Source organism: Rhodanobacter koreensis, from assembly GCF_054782855.1.
Genome location: NZ_BAAGRR010000001.1, coordinates 107,192 through 125,811 on the forward strand (window position 1 = coordinate 107,192; position 18,620 = coordinate 125,811).

General features: G+C 62.6%; 10 protein-coding genes, 1 tRNA gene and 1 pseudogene. 6 read left to right on the forward strand and 6 right to left on the reverse strand.

The annotated features are described in order from the left end of the window. The first annotated feature begins 67 nt into the window (after positions 1-67). From ftsY to ACYVKM_RS00605, 5 genes are all read left to right on the forward strand, one after another. The gene (ftsY, locus tag ACYVKM_RS00585) at positions 68-1,204 is read left to right on the forward strand and encodes a signal recognition particle-docking protein FtsY (protein WP_460875046.1); all 1,137 of its coding nucleotides are present in this window, start codon (positions 68-70) and stop codon (positions 1,202-1,204) included. An 18-nt stretch (positions 1,205-1,222) separates the two neighbouring features. Next, positions 1,223-2,290, forward strand: coding sequence for an AsmA family protein (locus ACYVKM_RS00590; protein ID WP_460875047.1), 1,068 nt, complete (start codon positions 1,223-1,225; stop codon positions 2,288-2,290). Then, on the forward strand, positions 2,287-3,333 hold the full coding sequence (mutY, locus tag ACYVKM_RS00595) for an A/G-specific adenine glycosylase (RefSeq protein ID WP_460875048.1): 1,047 nt from the start codon (positions 2,287-2,289) through the stop codon (positions 3,331-3,333). The genes ACYVKM_RS00590 and mutY overlap by 4 nt, the downstream gene beginning before the upstream one ends. A 40-nt stretch (positions 3,334-3,373) precedes the next feature. Next, positions 3,374-3,652: an oxidative damage protection protein gene (locus ACYVKM_RS00600; RefSeq protein ID WP_460875049.1), complete on the forward strand. Its 279-nt coding sequence runs from the start codon at positions 3,374-3,376 to the stop codon at positions 3,650-3,652. A gap of 90 nt (positions 3,653-3,742) precedes the next feature. Further along, positions 3,743-3,818: transfer RNA gene (locus tag ACYVKM_RS00605), tRNA-Phe, on the forward strand. Between the two features lie 177 nt (positions 3,819-3,995). On the opposite strand, the pseudogene ACYVKM_RS00610 reads toward ACYVKM_RS00605, so the two are convergent. From ACYVKM_RS00610 to ACYVKM_RS00635, 6 genes and pseudogenes are all read right to left on the reverse strand, one after another. After that, a pseudogene (locus ACYVKM_RS00610) lies at positions 3,996-4,259 on the reverse strand (RHS repeat-associated core domain-containing protein); the annotation flags it as partial. A 470-nt stretch (positions 4,260-4,729) separates the two neighbouring features. Continuing rightward, a complete protein-coding gene (locus ACYVKM_RS00615; RefSeq protein WP_460875050.1) occupies positions 4,730-9,424 on the reverse strand; it encodes an RHS repeat-associated core domain-containing protein in 4,695 nt (1,564 codons plus the stop codon). 575 nt (positions 9,425-9,999) lie between these two features. Continuing rightward, positions 10,000-13,062, reverse strand: a complete 3,063-nt coding sequence (locus tag ACYVKM_RS00620; RefSeq protein ID WP_460875051.1) for an efflux RND transporter permease subunit — start codon at positions 13,060-13,062, stop codon at positions 10,000-10,002. Between the two features lie 53 nt (positions 13,063-13,115). Beyond that, complete coding sequence (locus ACYVKM_RS00625; protein ID WP_460875052.1) at positions 13,116-14,309, reverse strand: efflux RND transporter periplasmic adaptor subunit; 1,194 nt, start codon at positions 14,307-14,309, stop codon at positions 13,116-13,118. Then, complete coding sequence (locus ACYVKM_RS00630; RefSeq protein WP_460875053.1) at positions 14,299-15,930, reverse strand: efflux transporter outer membrane subunit; 1,632 nt, start codon at positions 15,928-15,930, stop codon at positions 14,299-14,301. The genes ACYVKM_RS00625 and ACYVKM_RS00630 overlap by 11 nt, the downstream gene beginning before the upstream one ends. 206 nt (positions 15,931-16,136) lie before the next feature. After that, on the reverse strand, positions 16,137-17,738 hold the full coding sequence (locus ACYVKM_RS00635; protein WP_460875054.1) for a glucosyltransferase domain-containing protein: 1,602 nt from the start codon (positions 17,736-17,738) through the stop codon (positions 16,137-16,139). A 317-nt stretch (positions 17,739-18,055) separates the two neighbouring features. On the opposite strand from ACYVKM_RS00635, the gene ACYVKM_RS00640 reads away from it, so the two are divergent. Beyond that, on the forward strand, positions 18,056-18,490 hold the full coding sequence (locus tag ACYVKM_RS00640; protein WP_460875055.1) for a PepSY domain-containing protein: 435 nt from the start codon (positions 18,056-18,058) through the stop codon (positions 18,488-18,490). Positions 18,491-18,620 lie beyond the last annotated feature (130 nt).

Sequence of the window (18,620 nt, forward strand, 5' to 3'; positions counted from 1 at the left end):
GGCCCTCAGCGGCCAGTACGGATGGGGGTGTTAGCATGCCGCCCATTGTCTTTGAATCACGGCCGCAATGCTCAAGTTCTGGAAGAAAAAGCCCACCGAGACGACCGCGGAGCCACCCGCCGCCAAGATGCCTGCCGACGCCGACGTGCCGGAAAGTGATGCTCCGCCGTTGCACGAGGCGTTGGCGGAAATCGCCGCACCCGCCGAAACCCAGCCCGACACCGGGCGTTTCGTGGCGCCAGCCGGCGAACCCGCGCCAACCGCCGAGGCACCTGCCAGACGCAGCTGGCGTGAGCGCCTGTCCGGCAATGCATTCGCACGCGGCCTCAGCTCGCTGTTCGTGCGCCATCCGAAGCTCGACGACGACCTGCTGGACGAGCTGGAAACCACCCTGATCACCGCCGACGTCGGCATCGAGGCCAGCACGGAGCTGGTCGAGAGCCTGCGCAAGCGCATGCACAAGCGCGAATTCGCCGATGCGCCCGCCCTGCTGGCTGCTCTGCGCGAGGCGCTGGTCGCCCTGCTCAAGCCAGTCGAGCAACCGCTGGACATACGCGGCAAGCAGCCCTTCGTCGTGCTCACCGTCGGCATCAACGGCGCCGGCAAGACCACGACCATTGGCAAATTGGCCCGCCGGTGGCGCGACGAACGCCACGCCGTGATGCTGGCCGCCGGCGACACCTTCCGCGCCGCCGCGGTGGAGCAGCTCAAGACCTGGGGCGAACGCAACCAGGTGCCGGTGATCTCGCAAGGCCAGGATGCCGATGCCGCCAGCGTGATCTTCGATGCGCTGCAGGCGGCGCGCTCGCGCGGCATCGACGTGCTGATCGCCGACACCGCCGGCCGCCTGCACACCCAGGGCGGCCTGATGGACGAACTGGGCAAGATCGCGCGCGTGCTGAAGAAGCTCGATGCCGACGCGCCGCACGAGGTGCTGATGGTGATCGACGGCACTACCGGCCAGAACGCGGTGAACCAGGTACGCCAGTTCCGCCAGATCGTCGGCGTCACCGGCCTGGTCGTCACCAAGCTGGACGGCACCGCCAAGGGTGGGGTGGTGTTTGCGCTGGCGCGCGAGTTCGGCCTGCCGATCCGGTACGTCGGCCTTGGCGAAACCGCCACCGACCTGCGTGTGTTCGAGGCCGAGGCCTTCGTCGACGGCCTGCTGCCCGCCAGCCTCGGCAGCGGACATGACCATGACTGAAGTGAAGGACTAAGTCTGATGTCACGCCAGTTGCGGCTGATCCTGCTGGTGCTTGGCGGTCTCGTGCTGGCTGCCGCGCTCGCCGTGGTCATCGCCGTCTACCTGCTGCTGCAACCGGAGCGCTTCACCGCGATGCTGCAGACTCAGGCGCGCGGCGTCGGGCTGGAACTGAACCTGGCCAGCCCGGCCAGCCCCACCCTGTTTCCGCGCCCGGCGCTGGTGCTGTCCGGCATCACGCTCAACGCGCAGGGCGACAATGCGCCGATCCTGCTTGCTTCGCGTGGCCGGCTGGCATTGCCCTGGCAGACCCTGCTCGGCGGCCCGCCGGTGATCACCCAGCTGGAGATCGACTCTCCGCGCGTCGACCTGGATGCGCTGCAACACTGGGTGAGCGCGCTGCCTGCGCGGCCGGCCGGCACCCCACCGAACATCCCGCGCATCGATACCGGCATCAGCATCAGCCGCGGCAGCGTGGTGCGTGGTGACCAGTTGCTGCTCGGCGATGTCGCGCTCGAAGCCGGCAGCCTGAACTCGGGCCGGCCGTTTCCCGTCAGCATGTCCGCCACCACCGCAGCGCGGACACGATTGCGGCTGCGCCTGTCCGCCACACCGCGCATCCAGGGCAATACGCTGCAGCTGGACAACATCGAGCTGCATCTGTCGCAAGGCAGTGTGCTGACCCTGGTGCTGAATGGCAGCGCGCACTGGCATGGTGCAGCCGACGCTGCCGCCAGTCTCGCCGGCAAGCTGGATCATGCAGACAGCGGGCAGTACGACATCTCGCTGCACCTGACCCCGGCCAACCAGGACAACCCGCTGCTGCTCGCACTGAAACTGGACGGGCCCGACAATCACGCCGACCTGCGCCTGCCTCCGCTGGAACTGGCGCACTGGTGGAGCCAGCTCGGCAACGAGCATGGTCCGCAACTGACCATGCCGCCCGTCAACGGCCATGCGGAAATCGCCAGGTTCGAGGCTGGCGGCATCAGCATCGAAGGACTGACCCTTCAGGCTGGCGACGACGTGCCCGCCTCCGCTGCCAGTACAACCGCGCCGGCCAGACCGGCCGCCCGCAAGCAGCCATGACGGCAACCTTCGCCACACGCCTGCTGCGCTGGTTCGACCAGCACGGCCGCAAGGATCTGCCCTGGCAACACCCTCGCGATGCCTACCGCGTGTGGCTGTCCGAGGTGATGCTGCAGCAGACCCAGGTCGCCACCGTGGTCGGTTACTTCGAGCGCTTCGTCAACGCGCTGCCCACCCTGCGCGACCTCGCTGCCGCGGACGAGGACACCGTGCTGGCGCTGTGGTCGGGGCTTGGCTACTACCGCCGCGCGCGCTTCCTGCATCGCGCCGCGCAGATCTGTGTCGAGCAGCATGGTGGCGAACTGCCGCGTGACCTTGCCGCCCTGTGTACCCTGCCCGGCATCGGCCGCTCCACCGCCGGCGCGATCCTGGCGCAGGCGCACGGACTGCGCTTCCCGATCCTCGACGGCAACGTCAAGCGCGTACTTACCCGCTACCACGGCATCCACGGCCACCCCGGCGAAAGCGCGGTGGAGAAGGAGCTGTGGCAGCACGCCGAAACCCACACACCGGACACACGTGTCGCCGACTACACCCAGGCGATCATGGATCTGGGCGCCACGCTCTGCGTGCGCTCGCGTCCACGCTGCGAGGCCTGCCCGCTGGCCGATGACTGCATTGCCCGTCGCGATGACCTGACCGCGCAATTGCCCAGCCGCAAACCGACCCGATCCATTCCCACCCGCGCCACGGTGATGCTGGTCCTGCGCGATCGCCAGGGCCGCGTGCTGCTGGAACGACGCGGCCCGCAAGGCGTGTGGTCGGGCCTGTGGAGCCTGCCCGAAGCGGCCGACCCGGACGGCGCCTGGCGCATCGCGCAGCGACATGCGCAGATCGACGACGCACAGGCGCTCACGCCATTCACCCACGTGTTCAGCCACTACCGGCTGGACATCGAGCCGCTGCTGTTCGATCGCGCGACAGCACAGAACGGCGTGGCCGATAATCCGCAACTGCGCTGGTGCAGCGCCGATGAACTCACCGCGCTTGGATTACCGGCTCCCGTACGTACCCTGTTGCTGGACATCGCCATCCATCCGTAGGAGCGCACCGGGTGCACTCCTGCAATCCGAGGAAGAAACCATGAGCCGTACCATCCACTGCACCAAGCTCGGCATCGACGCCGAAGGCCTCGATTTCGCCCCGTGGCCCGGCGCGCTCGGCCAACGCATCTACGCCGAGATCTCCAAACCTGCATGGCAGCAGTGGCTTGCCCACCAGACCACGCTGATCAACGAATACCGGCTCAACCCGCTCGATCCGAAGGCACGCAAGTATCTCGGCGAAGAGATGGAGAAATTCCTGTTCGGCGGCGACTTCGCCAAAGCCGCCGGCTTCACCGCACCCGACAGCGAGTCTTGACGAAAAGCTGCCCGTTCGGTCTAATACGCGGCTCCATGCAACGCGTGACCGCCCAAGCGGTTGTCCGCACTGTCGTTGCCAAGAAACCCTGGCCGGGTAGCTCAGTTGGTAGAGCAGGGGATTGAAAATCCCCGTGTCGGCGGTTCGATTCCGTCCCCGGCCACCATGTACATCCGTTGTTTACGAAAGCCGCACGAGTTGCGGCTTTTGTTTGTGCGGCAGAAACTGCCTTCGGTCCGATTCGCTGCCTCGCACAGATGATCTGCCACGAAGTGCACGTATCCGGCATGGGCTTATAGCAGCGTGGCGCAAAGATGGAGTACCCCAGCTTGCGGCTCAGCATTCAAACAGATGAGCCTTCCCTCTTTCGGCCATCGCGCATGGAGGATCCGTGCCCGGTGGGTACAGCGCATCGGCCCGCGGAACGGCCAGGGCTGAGGAACTCAACCTGGCCCTGTTTCCCAATAGGATCCGGTTGCAAGTACCTCCCACTGGGCGGGTCAAAGGTCCGGAACAGGTTGTAGTTCGTCCCCGACTCCGTATCGTAGTACTGGCCGGGATAGCGCAGGTTGAACACGTAGCCCGTCGTTGACGTCGGCTGCTGCTCCCCAAACGGATTACCCTGATAGGTCCATACAAGACGCGATCCTACGGTTCATTCTTGAGCTTTCGGCCTAGTCACTCGATTTCCGGCAGACGGATTAACTCCTCGGCTCCAGATCATCCAGAAGACAAGTCCGGCTAACGCGCCTGTGGGCGCCATCGTCAATAAATCTTCAACACGCGGCTGGTTAGGTAGTCGAATGAGGGTTGCCATCAAGGCGCCAACTAGGAGGCCTATTAGCAGCGCTGACCACCATCGCACCAAGTTCTTCCTTCTCAAAAGAAAGTATGCCGGCAGCCCAAAAAGCGCCATCAAACCACAAGAATAAACATAGACGATCGCACCCATCACTAGGAATATCCCCAGGTCTGCTAGCTTGGACGGCGGACTGATTGCAGTGCCGACGACCACGGGTACCAAGGGAGCGATCAAGAATCCCAGGACGGTAGTTATTCTGCGTTTCATAGGTAATCCTAGTGCGTGCAGCCACATTGTTGTTTTGACTGGGCGATGATTTGGCTCATTTGGCCACCCCAAACGATTTGGTTAGCGGCCCAGTTCGGCCCTATTCCACCGCCGAGCGCGGACTGTGTCCAAGCATCGCCCTCACCATAGGTATGAGCCACGCCATTTGTAACCGTTCGGGCGACATACCCTGGAGCGAAGGCACTGTTGCCCCCAGTTATATTTACGACAATCGGGGCGCCGGTGTTCAGATCGCTTGTGAGGTAAGACGTCACGGGATTGTTCGGTGCGACAAAGGGCACCGCAGCGTTGTTGGGGGTCCCACCTGGGGTGGCAGGATTCGGATTCCCAGGCGTCGGATTGTTAATAAGGCCTTGCATGACGTCGTTTGGATCAGCACAACCGATCGAGCGTGTGACGTCATACTTGTGATACCAAAAATCGTTCGGACCGAGGCTTGCCGGAAAATCGGACGGCGCAGGAAGTCGGAAGGCTGGCCCACCACCTGGATATGCGCACGTAACAGAGCCGCCACTTACTGAACAATCAAGCCCTAATGGGTCAATGTTGCTGAGCGGGGCGTTATTGCCGTAGGCATAAGTACTGATCTGCCCACCAAATAACCCCATCGGATCGCTCTGTATATAGCGTCCGCATGCTGCACAGTAATCGCGATATCCGTTGTGTAACAGGCCAGACTCGGCGTCGTAGTACTGGCCCGGATAGCGCAAGTTGAGCACGTAGCCCGTTGATGACGTCGGTTGTTGCTCGCCGAAGGGGTTGCCCACATAGGCCCACTGCCAGATCACCGTGCCCATGCCGTCAGTGACCACGCGTGGCGCACCCAGTTGATCGGCCGTCAGGTAATTGACCGTGCTCGTGGTAATGCTGCCATTGATCGTGTTGTCGATCACCGCCACCAGCAAACCGCCCAGCCAGATGTAGTCGCGGTTGGTGGTGCCGTATTCGCCGATCAATTGGCCGGCTTCGTCGTAGGCGTAACGTTCAGTCGTAGCCTGCGGGAACGCGGCCACCTTGCCGATGCGCTCGCCCATCGCGTTGTAGGTGTAAGTGCCCACCGTCTGGCCATTGAGCTGCGCCATCGTCAGGCGGTTGCGGCCGTTGTAAGCAAAGCCGTAGGTATTGCCACCGATCACGCTACCGGTCGTGTTGCCGTCGGCATCGTTGGCTCGCGGGCCGCTGCCGATGCTGGCCAGCTGATGCGTGCCGGGGGTGTAAGCATAGCTACCGGCGCCCGTGACCAGATCGGTCGCGGTTTTGCTCATGCGATCGCCGGTTTGATTGTAGGTGTAGCTTTCCAGGGTGGCGCCCGCATCGGCAATGCCGGTGAGCCGATACAACGGATCGTAGCTGTAGGTTTCCGTGGCCGGGTTGGCACCAGCCGCATTGCCGATCGCCGTGATATCACCCATCGCATCCCGCGCGAAGTGCAGGTTCAGCGCCGAGCTCGTCAGGTCGGTAAGCCGGTAGTTGGCGTCATAGCTGCGCGTAATGCCCTGGCCGTTGCCCAGCGTGTAACTGCTGATCGGCCCGAACGGCAGCCAGGTCACGTTGCTGACCACCGTGGGCGATGCCGTGCTGGCCCCTGCCGGGGTCACCTGCACGCCACTGACGCGCCCATCGCTGTCGTACGTGTAGCTGATGGCAGTCTGATCGGGTGTACTCACGCCGCTCAACCGATCTCCCGCGGTGTACGCATAGAGCGTGCTGTCGGTCTGGCTCGCCGTTATCTGCCGCTTCTGGATGACGTTACCTCGAGCGTCATAGCAGAACGCCGTGGTCACACCGCCTTCCACCACCCGCGTCAATCGGCCGACCGGACTGGACGCAGTGCATCCGGTCACTGAGTTGGCTTCGTCGTAGGCATAGCTGACGTTGAGCGTGGTGTCGGTGTAGCTGGTGCTGGCCAGCCGATTGCCCGCGTCATAGGTCGACGTGCTGACGACCCCGTTGGCATCGGTGTGTGTCAGACGGTTGCCGGCGGCATCGTAGGTGTCGGTGCTGGTGCCGGTATCCGGGCTGTGCAGCTGGGTCCGGTTGCCGAGTCCGTCGTAGGTGTAGGTGGTACTGAGAGAGGTCGGATCGGTGACGCCCGCCACGCGGTCCAGCGCGTCCAGATTCACCGTACTGGTGGTGTTCTGTGTGGCCGTGTCGGTGCCGTTGTAGTTGGCGATCGTGCTGGTCAATCGGTTGAGTGCATCGAAGCCCTGATGGCCCTGGTAACCCAACGCATCGGCACTGTGCACAAGGTTGCCGTTGGCATCGTAACTGTCGCTGTAGCCGGCGCTGAAGACTGTGTGACTGAGGCCGTCGACGAGAGCCGTAAGCTGCCCCAAGGTGTTGAACTGACGGCTCAGGCTATGCGTGACGCTGCCGCTGGCGGTGTTGACCTGCTCCTGCGTCTTGTTACCTGCCGCATCCAGCGTGTACTGGACGTAGTTGCCTTGGGCATCGGTGATACGGGTCAGGCGATGGGCCGCGTCATAGGTATAGCTGGTGGTGACGTTGTCCGGATCGGTGATCGAGGCGACCGCGCCATACGGCGTGTAGCCGATCGTCGTGGTGGCGCCCCCGACATTGCGTGAAGCCAGCCAGCCGCGCGGGGTATAGGTCAGCGTGGTGACGACGCCATTGGCATCTTGCAGGCTGGTAATGCGGCCCGCACCGTCGTAGGTCAGATACGTCGTGGTATGACCCAAGGCATCGGTCACCGACTGCAGGTCGCCGTGATGCGAGGTGGCGCTGTCGGTCAGGTAGTAGGTATAAGTGGTGACATCAGCCACATCCGTACGCGGACCATCGACGGAGAGCAGCAGGCCAACGATCGGGCATTGGATCGTATCGACGGCCGTGCAGTAGGTGTATGTCCAGCGGCGCACACCCGTCGGCGGCGTGCCGTTGGTGGCGCAGGTGTATGACGCCGCGGGGTCGATTTCGCAGCGGGCCAGCGGTTGGCCAGCGGTGTTGTAGACCCAGGCCGTCGAGGCGACAGTGGCGCCGGACGCGTTGAGCACGGTGCGCGTTAGCGGAACGCGTAGCGTGGTGTCCCAGGTCGTGTTGGTGGTGCGTTGGCTGGACGTGCCGAAGGCATCGACCTGCTGATCGAGCAGGCCGTTGGCGTCGTAAGTGGTCTTCGTGATGTTGCCGTTCCAGTCCGTGGTTGAGGCCACGTAGCCGTTGCTATCGAATGTCGCCGAGGCATTGGGCTGATCGCAGCTGGAACCGCAAGGCGCACTGACGGTGCTGGCATGCACCGATCCATTGGGCACCACGAAACTCAAGGTCGCCTGTACACCCGTGGGATACGTTACCGAGGTCGTGCTGTTGCTGTTGTAGACCACCTGGGTGAGATCGACACCTCCCGGCAAGGTCGACTTCGTGGCTTGGCCTTGAGCGTTGTAGCCAATGCTCGTTAGCCGGGTGTTTGACTCGTCGATGTCACCGGTCAGTGCATTGGGAAGATTGGTGCCGCCAGTGAGCGTGCTTTCGTTGTAGACGTACTGGCGTGTCTTCGTGTCGGGGTACGTCACGGTCGCCAAATTGCCGTTCGTACCATAGGCGTAACCGAGTACACCGCCATCAGGCTGGGTCACGGTGGCCACGTTACCTTGCGCGTTGTAGGTGAAGTTGAGCGAGCGCCCGCGCGAATCAGTTACTGTCAGCAGCAGGCCGGTCGACGGCGCCACGCTCGTCGGTGTGGAGGCTGTGCTGTACGCCAAGGTAGTGACTTGGCCATTCGTGTCCGTGATCGACAGCAGGTTACCGTTCGCGTCGTACGCCTCCTGATAGCGCGTGCTGGCATCAAAGTACAGCCATCCGGTGATCGCGCCCGCCGCATTGGTCTGCGAGGTCAGACGATCGGCGACATCGGGATCGGTTGTCCATTGGCCATTCTGCAGGGTGAAGACCACCTGCAAGCCATCCGGTCGGAACACGGTCACTATCGACGTTGTGCCGTCGCTCAGATACTCCAGGCTTCGATCGAAGCTGTGCCGCCAATGGGCACCGACGTGAGATGGAGCAACGGCTGCTTGACTGTTGTAGTAACGACGAAAGCTCAGTCCATCCAGCGATGCGTCTTCATCGTCGCGGTATTCGTTGCCGGTACCTAGGTCAATGGGGTCGCCTGCGCAGTTGCAGGGCTTGCCGGTGTTTTTGCCGGGAGCATAATCGTATGCGGTAGCTACGATGACAGAGGTTCCTCCACAGGTTCCGCTAACTTTTACCGTTGCTACCGTGGGAACGTTGTAGATTTTTTCATATGGATCGTGCAGTGAAACCTGATAAGAGCAACCTGGAAACGCGTATGCATACTGCTGCTGGTAGTGCGCCCAAAAGTCACTGACTGCAGCACTGATCGTGCCGTCCTGGGTTCCGTATGAAAGACCTATATAAGGAGGACCGTAGAACACGCCGTTCGTCTGAGTAACAGCAGCATTCTTCGCGGGAAATATTTCCGTGTCCGCCGCGCCCGCAGATGCAAAAGAAGCACTTGACGACTTCGCAAGTTCACCATGCACACTCTTGGTCGATGCAGCAACGCCAGTAGCAGAATTTGTTGTGGCACTTCCTACCAAAACGATACCCAGCAGCACGCACCGAACGAAGTCCATTTGATTCCCCTGTGACGTGGATTGCTGTGTGGATGGGACGATCCGCTGCCATTGACCAATCACGTTCATGCGTTATAGCAAATTCTTACCAAGACGCATTGTGCGTTGCGTCTACGAAGTTCACCGGCACAACAGCCTTGGCCAAGCCTTCTCTTGCATCACACAGCCACCACCGCAGGGCATGCATCAACAAAAGCCCCAACGAGAAAGGCCCCCTTTCGGGGGCCAATGAACCGGGCAACAGGGTTGCTGCGGTTCGGAGCGCTCGGTGCATCGGCGAGGAACCAGACTTCCCGTGCAAGATCAATTTGCGGCAACGACGACAGGACGGCTATCGAAGGATGGCCTCTGACCATGCAGGCGGATGCCATGTCTATAGGTAGTTCGGCGCATATCTGGGCCAAAAGTGGATATTCGTCGAGATATGTCACCGTTTTATGTGCATCAAGGGCGATTGAACTACAAGTTTGAGTTGCAGCAATCGCCGTAAGCAGCTGACATTGAAATATATTCAAAAACCTTTAAGAACAGAGTGAAAATCCCTGTGTTGGCGGTTCGATTCCGTCCCCGGCCACCATGTATACAAACGGCCTGCATCAATGCAGGCCGTTTTCGTTTGTGCGGTCAGTTGCCCAGGATCGCGCTCACACTTCGAGCCGATCATCCGAACGCGCCACCAGTGCATACAACGCCGGCATCAGGAAGATGCTGATCAATAGTCGCGTGAACAGGCCGCTGACGATGACGAGGGCAAACGGTCGCTGGGTATCCGTGCCGACGCCGGTGGACAATGCCGCCGGCAATAGCCCCAGCGCCGCCACCAATGCGGTCATCATGATCGGGCGAAGACGCAGGATGGCGCCTTCACGGATAGCCTCGGTGATACCGGTGCCGCTGCGCCGAAGTTCGTTGACGTAGGAGATGTAGACGACAGCCGTCTGCACCGAGACGCCGAACAGGGCCAGGAAGCCGATGCCGGACGACACCGAGAACGGCGTGCCGGTGAGCCAGAGCGCCACGATGCCGCCGACCGGGGCCGACAGCAGCACGCCGAGCACGGTGATCAACGGGAACTTGAAGTTGCTGTAGAGCGTGAACAGCAGCAGGAAGATCAGCGCCAGGGTCAGCGGCAGGATGACGTTGAGCTGCGCGCGCGATGCCGTGTATTCGGTGTATTCGCCACCCCAGTCCAGATGGTAGCCCTGCGGCATGACGACCTTCTTGTTGACCTGCTGGATGGCGTCTTCCACTGCGCCGGCCAGGTCGCGGCCCTGCACCGAGAACTGCACGCCGATGTAGCGCGAATTGTTCTGGCGGTAGATGAACGAGGCGCCGTTGGTCACGCGGATGTCCGCGAATTCCTTGAGCGGGATCTGCTGCCCACCGGGTGTCGCCACCGGGATGTTGCCGATTTCCTCGGGGGTGTCCCGGTACGGGCGATCGAGGCGGACCACGAGATCGAACTGCTTTTCCTGCTGCACCACCTGGGTAGCCACGTCGCCGCCGATGGCGGTGGTGATCAGGGCATTGATGTCGTCGACGTTCAATCCATAGCGGGCAATCGCCGCGCGATTGATCTTGATGGTCAGGCTGGGTTGGCCAAGCTCCTTCACCAGGGTCACGTCGTGGATGCCGCGCACCTTCTCCAGGATCTGCTTGATGGCCTTGCCCTTCTGCTGCAGCGTATCCAGGTTGGGGCCGAACACCTTGACCGCCAGGGCGCTCTTCAGGCCCGACTCTGCCTCGTCCACCGCATCCTCGGCCGGCTGGGTGTAGTTGAAGATGATGCCGGGGAACGCCTGCAGTTTCTGGTTGATGGCCTCGGTCAGCGCAGCCTTGGTGTGATAGCGGCCGGTCCATTCCGAGTAGGGTTTCAGGCCGACATAGAACTCGACGTTGAAGAAACCGGTCGAATCGGTGCCGTCGTCGGGCCGGCCCAGTTCCGAGGCGACCGTGGTGACCTCGGGAAAGGAGCGCAGGATGTCCCTGATTTCGGGCGTGATCTTCGCGGACTCGTCGAACGAAATCGTATAGGGCATCGTGGCACGCACCCACAACGCGCCTTCATCCAGCTGCGGCATGAACTCACCGCCGATGAACGGGATCAGCAGCAGCGAACCGGCCAGCAGAATGGTCGCCACACCTGTCGTCCACCATGGACGGGCAAGGCAGAGATCGAGACCCTTGGTGTAAACCGATTTGATCGCCTCGAAAGCGGCATTGCGCCGTTCACGCACACCATGGCGCATGAAGTACGCGCACAGCACCGGCAACAGCACCAGGGTGACGATGAGGGAGCCGACCAGGGCGAAAACCATCGTGTCCGCCATCGGCTTGAACAGGGTTCCCGACGGACCGGACAGCACATAGATCGGCAGAAAACTGGCCACGATGACCGCGACGGCATAGAACAGCGGGCGATCCACCTCTGCTGCAGCGTCCAGGATGATCTCCTTGATGCTGAGCGACGTTCCCTTGCGGTCGGCAACCTGGCGGAAAATGTTCTCCACCATCACCACCGCGCCGTCCACCAGGATGCCGAAATCGATCGCGCCGATGGACAGCAGGTTGGCCGAGGCTTGCTGGAGGTCCAGACAGATGAACGCGAACAGCAGCGCCAGCGGGATGGTGGTGGCGACGATCAGTCCGGCGCGGAAATCGTAGAGGAAGAAGATGAGGATCACGACGACCAGCACCATGCCGCGCAGCAGGTTGTCCTCGACAACCTTCGTGGTCAGTGCGATCAGGTCGCTGCGGTCGTAGAACGGAACGACCTTCACATCCTTGGGCAGGACCTGCTCGTTGAGTTCCTTCGTCTTCGCCTCGACTCCTTTCAGGACGTCCTGCGCCTTTTCACCCGTACGCAGCAGGATGACGCCCTCCACCGCGTCGTTCTGTTTCTCGTAGCCGAACTCGCCCAGCCGCGGCGCAATGCCGATGACCACGCGGCCGACATCCTTCAGCAGGATCGGGGTGCCGTTATGCACCGCCAGCACCACGTTGCCGATGTCTTCCAGCGTTTCCATGCGGCCCAGGCCGCGCACGTAATAGAACTGGCCGCCTTGCGAATAGAAGCCGCCGCCGGCGTTGCTGTTGTTCGCCGTCAGCGAGGCTTCCACCTGCTGCACCGACAGGCCGGCGCCGGCAACCTTCACCGGATCGAGCAGCACCTGGTATTGCATGGTGCCGCCGCCGAATCCCGAATCGTCCGCCACCCCGGGAACCGACTTGTACTGGGGTTCGATGGTCCAGGCCTCGAGCGTCTTGAGCTCCATCGGCGACCGATCCGAACTCTGCAACACGTAGCGGTAGATCAGGCCCGATGGCGAGGACAGCGGCGACACCGAAGGGGTCACCCCGCTCGGCAGGCTGACACCGGGCAGCAGGTTGAAAACCTGCTGGCGTGTGTAGTCGTCACCCGCGCCGTTGTGGAATGTGATGATGACATCGGACAATCCATACAGCGAGATCGAGCGGACGTTGTCCGTCTTCGGAATGCCGGTCATGCCGATTTCGACCGGTACCGTGATCAGCCGCTCCACTTCCTCGGCGGTATGCCCGGGCCACTGGGTGATGATCTCGACGATGGGCGGCGACAGATCCGGATAGGCGTCCACCGGCAGGCGCTGCAGCGAGCGCGCTCCCGCGCCGATCAGCACGAGCATCATCAGGATGACGAGAAAGGGCTGGCTCAGCGAAGAGGCCACGACCCGGTTCATGAGCGACGCCGTCCGCGACGGCGATGAAGGTGCCTGGTCGCTCATTGGCTTTGCATGAACTGGACGAAGATGGCGCCATCGACCACGATCTGGTCGCCGGCCTTGAGCCCTTCCGGAATCACGTACTGGTCCCCGGTGCGGGAACCCAGGGTGACATGCTGGCGCGCGAAGCTGCCGTCGTGCTGGACGGCATAGACAAACGGCAGGTTCTCGTCGTCACGCAGGATCGCCGACACCGGAACCAGCAGCCCGCTGCTTGGCTGGCGCGCCTGGATCCGCACGCGGACATACATCTGCTTTTTCAGAAGGCCTTTCGGATTTTCGACGACCACGCGGGCGATCACCGCACGGGTGTCGGGGTCGACCAGGGCCGAGATGTTGTCCACGGTTCCGGCAAGGTGGGTGGAAGCGATGCCGGTCTCCACCTGGGCGGTATCACCCACGCTGACCGAAGCCAGCTCGGAAGCGGAAATCTGCGCCATCACCCAGACCCGCGAAAGATCGGCCACGGTGAAGCACGGTGTGGTGCCTGCCTGCAGCAGTTGCCCGGGCGTGATCAGTTTTTCCGCCACGGTGCCGGTGATCGGCGAGCGGATGATGCCCTCGATACGCGACACCGACCGGCCAGCCTGGATGTCCCTGATGACCTGCGGATCCACATCCAGCGACACCAGCGCCTGCCGGGCGGCGTCACGGTCTGCCTCGGCGTTGGCTGCGTCGGTCTGAGCCTGCTCGTTTTCGCGCTGTGAAACGCCATTGTGCTGGACAAGGTCCTTGTCCGCGTCGGCTAGCCGACGGGCATTCTTTGCGGTGACGATGGCCTTGACATAGGCGCTGACGGCTGCGGCAAAATCGGGCGAATCCACTTCCGCCAGCGGCTCGCCTTTCTTGACGTGCTGGCCGGGAGAAACGAGCAGTCGTGACACCGGCCCCGAGAACGGCGCCAGTACACTGGTGGCCTGATCGTTGTCGAAGTCCACCGCACCGGTGGCCTCGACCGTCTTGCGGAACTGCGACGGTGCAACGGTGTAAAGATGGATGCTCTTGCGCTGGTCGGCCGTCAAGCTGACATTGCGGGGCGTCGCCGAGGCTGTCTGCGTGTCGTTGTCCGTCTTGCTGGAGCAACCCGGGGTCAGCACGAGCGTCGTCACCAGCATGCCCGCAGCAGCGAATGTGCGCAGCCATCTGCCCCGGTGTTCCGCATCCGGCATCGCGTAAAGAGATTTATTTTTCATCTTGATCCCGGATTGAATCCGCCTGGTCGGGGCCTGCTTGGTCTGGGCCTGCCTGCTTTGGAGCTGCCTGCAGCAGCTCGGCGCGATGCCACCAGCCACCGCCAAGCGCCTGGAACAACGCGGCCGTGTCGGCATAACGATTGGCCTGGGCCTGCACCAGGTTGATCCGGGCCTGCAGATCGGCCTGCTCCGCACTCAACAGCGAGAGATAGCTGGCATAACCGTCCTTCCATTGCCGCTGCGACAGGTCCAGGGTGACCTTGGCGGCATCGGCGGCAGCGGCAGCGGACTTCAGGCCATCGGCATCCTGGTCGAGCGCCACCAGGGTATCGGCGACATTCTGGAAGGCCGTCAGCACCGTGCTGCGATATTGCTCGGCCGCTTCGACATAGGCTGCCTTCGCGGCGCGCTGCTGGTGCAGCAACGTGCCGCCCTGGAAAATCGGCGCGGTGATGGCCGCGCCCAGATCCCAGAAACCCGTACCTGCCTTGAATACCTGGCCGATGGCCAGCGCCGTGCTGCCGGCATCCGCGGTCAACTGGATATTCGGTAGCCGGTTCGCCGTGGCGATGCCGATCTGGGCGCTGGCGGCGTGCATGTTGGCCTCGGCCTGACGCACATCCGGGCGCTGCGCCACGAGTGCCGAGGGGAGGCTCACCGGCAGGTCCTGCGGCAACCGCAGACTCGAAAGCTCGAACTTCTCGGCCGGCGCCTGGCTCGGAAACCGCCCGACCAGCACAGCCAGCAGGTGCCGCTGCTGGGCCAGCTGCTTGAGCAGCGGCGGCAGCGTTGCGGTGACCTGCGCGAGCTGCGATTCCTGCGCGGCGACATCAAGCCGGCCGGCATAACCCTTCGCAAACTGGTACTGCAGGGTTTGCAGCATCCTGGTGTTGATGTCGATCAGCTGGCGCGTCGCATCGATCTGCGCCTGCAGCGATGCTTCCTGCACCGCCGCGACGACCACGTTGGTGCTCAACGTGACGTGCGTTGCGATCATCTGGAAACGAACGGCCTGTTCCTGCGCCTTCACCGATTCCACGGTGCGGCGGTTCAGGCCGAAAAGGTCGGGGGCATACGAAATGCTGACCTGGGGAGTGAACACGTTGTACAGAAGTGCGTTTGAGCTGGGCGTGGGCGAGATAGTCCCCGGCGTCTTCTGGCGACTGGCCGAAAAGCTCGCCGAGACGCTGGGGTAGTAGGCACCTCGTTGCGCCAGCACGTTCTCCCTGGCCACCGACAATGCCGCCTGCGCCGCCTTCAAGTCGGCGTTGTTGGTGAGCGACTGTTCGATCAGCGCATTGAGCGGAGCGGAATGGAACAGCGTCCACCAGTCGCCGGGAATATCGCTGCCCTCGGCAAAGTGCTGGGCTTCACCACCAGCAACCTTCGGGGTTGCCGCAGTGGTCGAAAGTGGGCGGGAGGTATAGCCGCTGACATCGGGCGCAGCCGGCTTCCTGAAGTCGGGGCCGACCGTGCAACCGGCAACCAGCAAGCAGGCCAGCAGCGCGGGGAGAATCGGTGGCCGCGATAGTGACGCGTTCGCAAAAGACGAAATTCCCCCTGTCCTCCCCCCACCTGTCTTGCTGGTTGCGGCAAACACGTCAGCCCACGTTTTTTTCATGCGAACGCGTCTTCGAGAGCAAGGAGGAAACACGGAAAAATCCAATGAAACGCTATAACATATCAAACGATAGCGAAAGCCCTGCCGGAAGTCATGGCTGCAAGGCAGGCAGCGGGAACCGGCGCCGGTGGCTGGACACCCGTCGAACGGCCCCCGCGATATTTCACATGCCGCGAAAGCCCGGGCTGCCCGAATCTCTCGACAACTCAATCCGGCCGGGACACGACAGCCGTGGCACAGCGTTGTTGACGGGCCGAACGGAGCATCACCACGGCGGTATCGTCGACCAGGGACAGGCTGTAAAAGCGCGTGTTCCGTGCGGGAGGCGTCTGGCAGGCCCTTGCCAGCAGCGCCGGCTGCCGCTGCAGATCCGCGGCGCTGGGCTCGAAGCGCATGTCGACGACATCAGGGATGTAGTACATCAGGAACATGTGGGTGTGGAACACGTCGCCCACCTGCATGTACGGAATGATCAGCGTATGCACCAGCGGGAATTGTTCGGCGATATGCGCGGTGACCGGTGCATAGCCGATGCTGCCGTCGAGCAGCAGGGCGCGGATGGGGTGCTCCACCTTCAACTCGGCAAGATCCTCGGCAAGATGCGCAGCGATCCGGTCCTCGTAAATTTTCTGCTCGCCCAGGGCGTTGCCGTACGCGCTGGCAAAGGTGCACATGCCCAGTGCAAGCATGCACGCTGCCGCCAGGGCCCACTTCCCGGACCGATGCCACTGCCGCAACGCCGACTGCATGACGATCAGCGCCGCCGCCAGCAGCGCGCCCACGCCCATCAGCACACGCGGCTCGATCTCCGGCTTGAGCAGCACCAGCATCGGCCCGAATACGCAGGCGAGCGCGGCCAGCGGCAACAGCAGACTGGTGGCGAACAGGATCGCGCTGACCCAGAGCGGCTGCGTGAGGCGCGCCCTCAGCGCGTAGCGGATGCCGACGATCACGGGGAACAACGCCAGCAGGATCAGCACCGGGGCGAAGTACCGCCACCACTGCACATTGAAACTGCTGCCGATGAAAACAAGGAAATCGACGATATTGACCTTCACCACCGGAAGATCGTGCAGCCCGTGGATCTTTTCGCTTTGCTGCCTTACCCAGCCGTGGATGTGGATGCCGACGACGAGCTGATAGATCAGCATGGCCAGGCCCGCCTGCAGTGCGCGTGACAGGAACTGCATCGCCAGCTGGCGTGGCTGTTTGTCCTGCAGCTGGGCCAGCACCAGCTCCAGCAGGATGAAGATCAGGCAGGCATTGATGGCCGGCTGATAGAAACAGAGGCTTGCAAAAAGCGCGAGAACTCCCAGCCACCAGTCCCGACGGGTATCCCTGAGCGCAATCATCGGCAGCAGGGCAAGCAGCATCGCCATGCTCATGCTCAGGGCATCGAACTTGTAGGAAAGGCTTTCCATGTAGAACGGCTGCGCGCCAAGCGGGAATGCCACCAGCGCAGCCATCCATGGCGAGCCGATGGCGTACCGGCGTGCGATCAGCACACCAGCCCAGGCGAGGATGGCGATGGCCCCGATCTGGGTCAGCGGCGAGATGTCCACCATGGCGGAGTCGTAGTACTGCAGCAGCCGCATCAGCAGGGTCGTCAGCGGCCGGCCGTTGGAATCCCAACCGGTATGCCCGACCAGCGCGCGCTTCAGATCGTCATCGAAATAGCGGTTCGCGCGCAGTATGGGAAACAGGACCAGGAGATAGAGCGCGAGAAGGATCGCGAAAACGCTGCGGTCCGCGCTCACAGGAGCATCGCCGGTACCGGGCGGATCATCATGCGGAATCGACTGACTCACGAAGCAAGGTTCCCTGTACAAACGAGGATGTCGATCACAACCACTCCGCATTGGCCATATCAAGCCGCGCCATACGCTTCACCGGCCAGCAAACCCGAGGCCATGCCCGACATGCTGCCAGTGCGGCTTGGCAGCCGCTTCCGCGTCGGCACAGGCTATGTTCAGGCTGGCCGGAATCCGGTCGGCATGAAGCAAATCCCGCGTACTGACATGACGAATCGTACGACAGAACGGGCACGCCCTGCCCTCTTGTTCATCGCAGGTTGACCTCGGCCGGCCAAGACTCGGGTTTCCTGCAAGCAACGAGGAACCGTCACATGAAGAACAAGATCACTTCACTGACTTTCGCGCTCGCGTTGGGCACGTTTTCGCTGGGAATTTCCGGCATGGCATTCGCGCAGCAGGCCATGACCGAGCCGCAGGTGCACAGCACGCTCACCGAACAGGGCTATACCAAGGTGCACGACCTCAAGTTTCGTGACGGCATGTGGTATGCCCATGCCAGAAGCGCCAACGGCAAGCGTGTGGCTATCCGCATCGATGCGAAAAGCGGCCAGATCTATCCCGACGCACAGGTGTCGCGACTGAGTGAACGCGATGTACGCGCCTCGCTGGAAACCCAGGGCTATACGCATGTCCACGACGTGGACTACAAGGATGGCCTGTGGAACGCCAAGGCCGAAAATCCGGCCGGCAACCACGTCCGGCTGAAAATCGACGCCGGCACCGGCAAGGTGGTCGGCACCGAGTAATACCGAAAGGCGGCCCGGCGCATCCCTGGTGCGCCGGGCCGCAATGCAGCATCGCCGGCCTGGGCCATCGGTTGGGTGGACCGGTACGCGGTCGCTTACTAGTATCGGGTGTTCCCTCCCCCGCGACAGG

What these genes read in the sequence shown, in the direction of transcription:
- ftsY (WP_460875046.1), top strand. Translation starts at nt 68, where the DNA reads ATGCTCAAGTTCTGGAAGAAAAAGCCCACCGAGACGACCGCGGAGCCA.
- ACYVKM_RS00590 (WP_460875047.1), top strand. Translation starts at nt 1,223, where the DNA reads ATGTCACGCCAGTTGCGGCTGATCCTGCTGGTGCTTGGCGGTCTCGTG.
- mutY (WP_460875048.1), top strand. Translation starts at nt 2,287, where the DNA reads ATGACGGCAACCTTCGCCACACGCCTGCTGCGCTGGTTCGACCAGCAC.
- ACYVKM_RS00600 (WP_460875049.1), top strand. Translation starts at nt 3,374, where the DNA reads ATGAGCCGTACCATCCACTGCACCAAGCTCGGCATCGACGCCGAAGGC.
- ACYVKM_RS00615 (WP_460875050.1), bottom strand. Translation starts at nt 9,424, where the DNA reads ATGAACGTGATTGGTCAATGGCAGCGGATCGTCCCATCCACACAGCAA.
- ACYVKM_RS00625 (WP_460875052.1), bottom strand. Translation starts at nt 14,309, where the DNA reads ATGAAAAATAAATCTCTTTACGCGATGCCGGATGCGGAACACCGGGGC.
- ACYVKM_RS00630 (WP_460875053.1), bottom strand. Translation starts at nt 15,930, where the DNA reads ATGAAAAAAACGTGGGCTGACGTGTTTGCCGCAACCAGCAAGACAGGT.
- ACYVKM_RS00640 (WP_460875055.1), top strand. Translation starts at nt 18,056, where the DNA reads ATGAAGAACAAGATCACTTCACTGACTTTCGCGCTCGCGTTGGGCACG.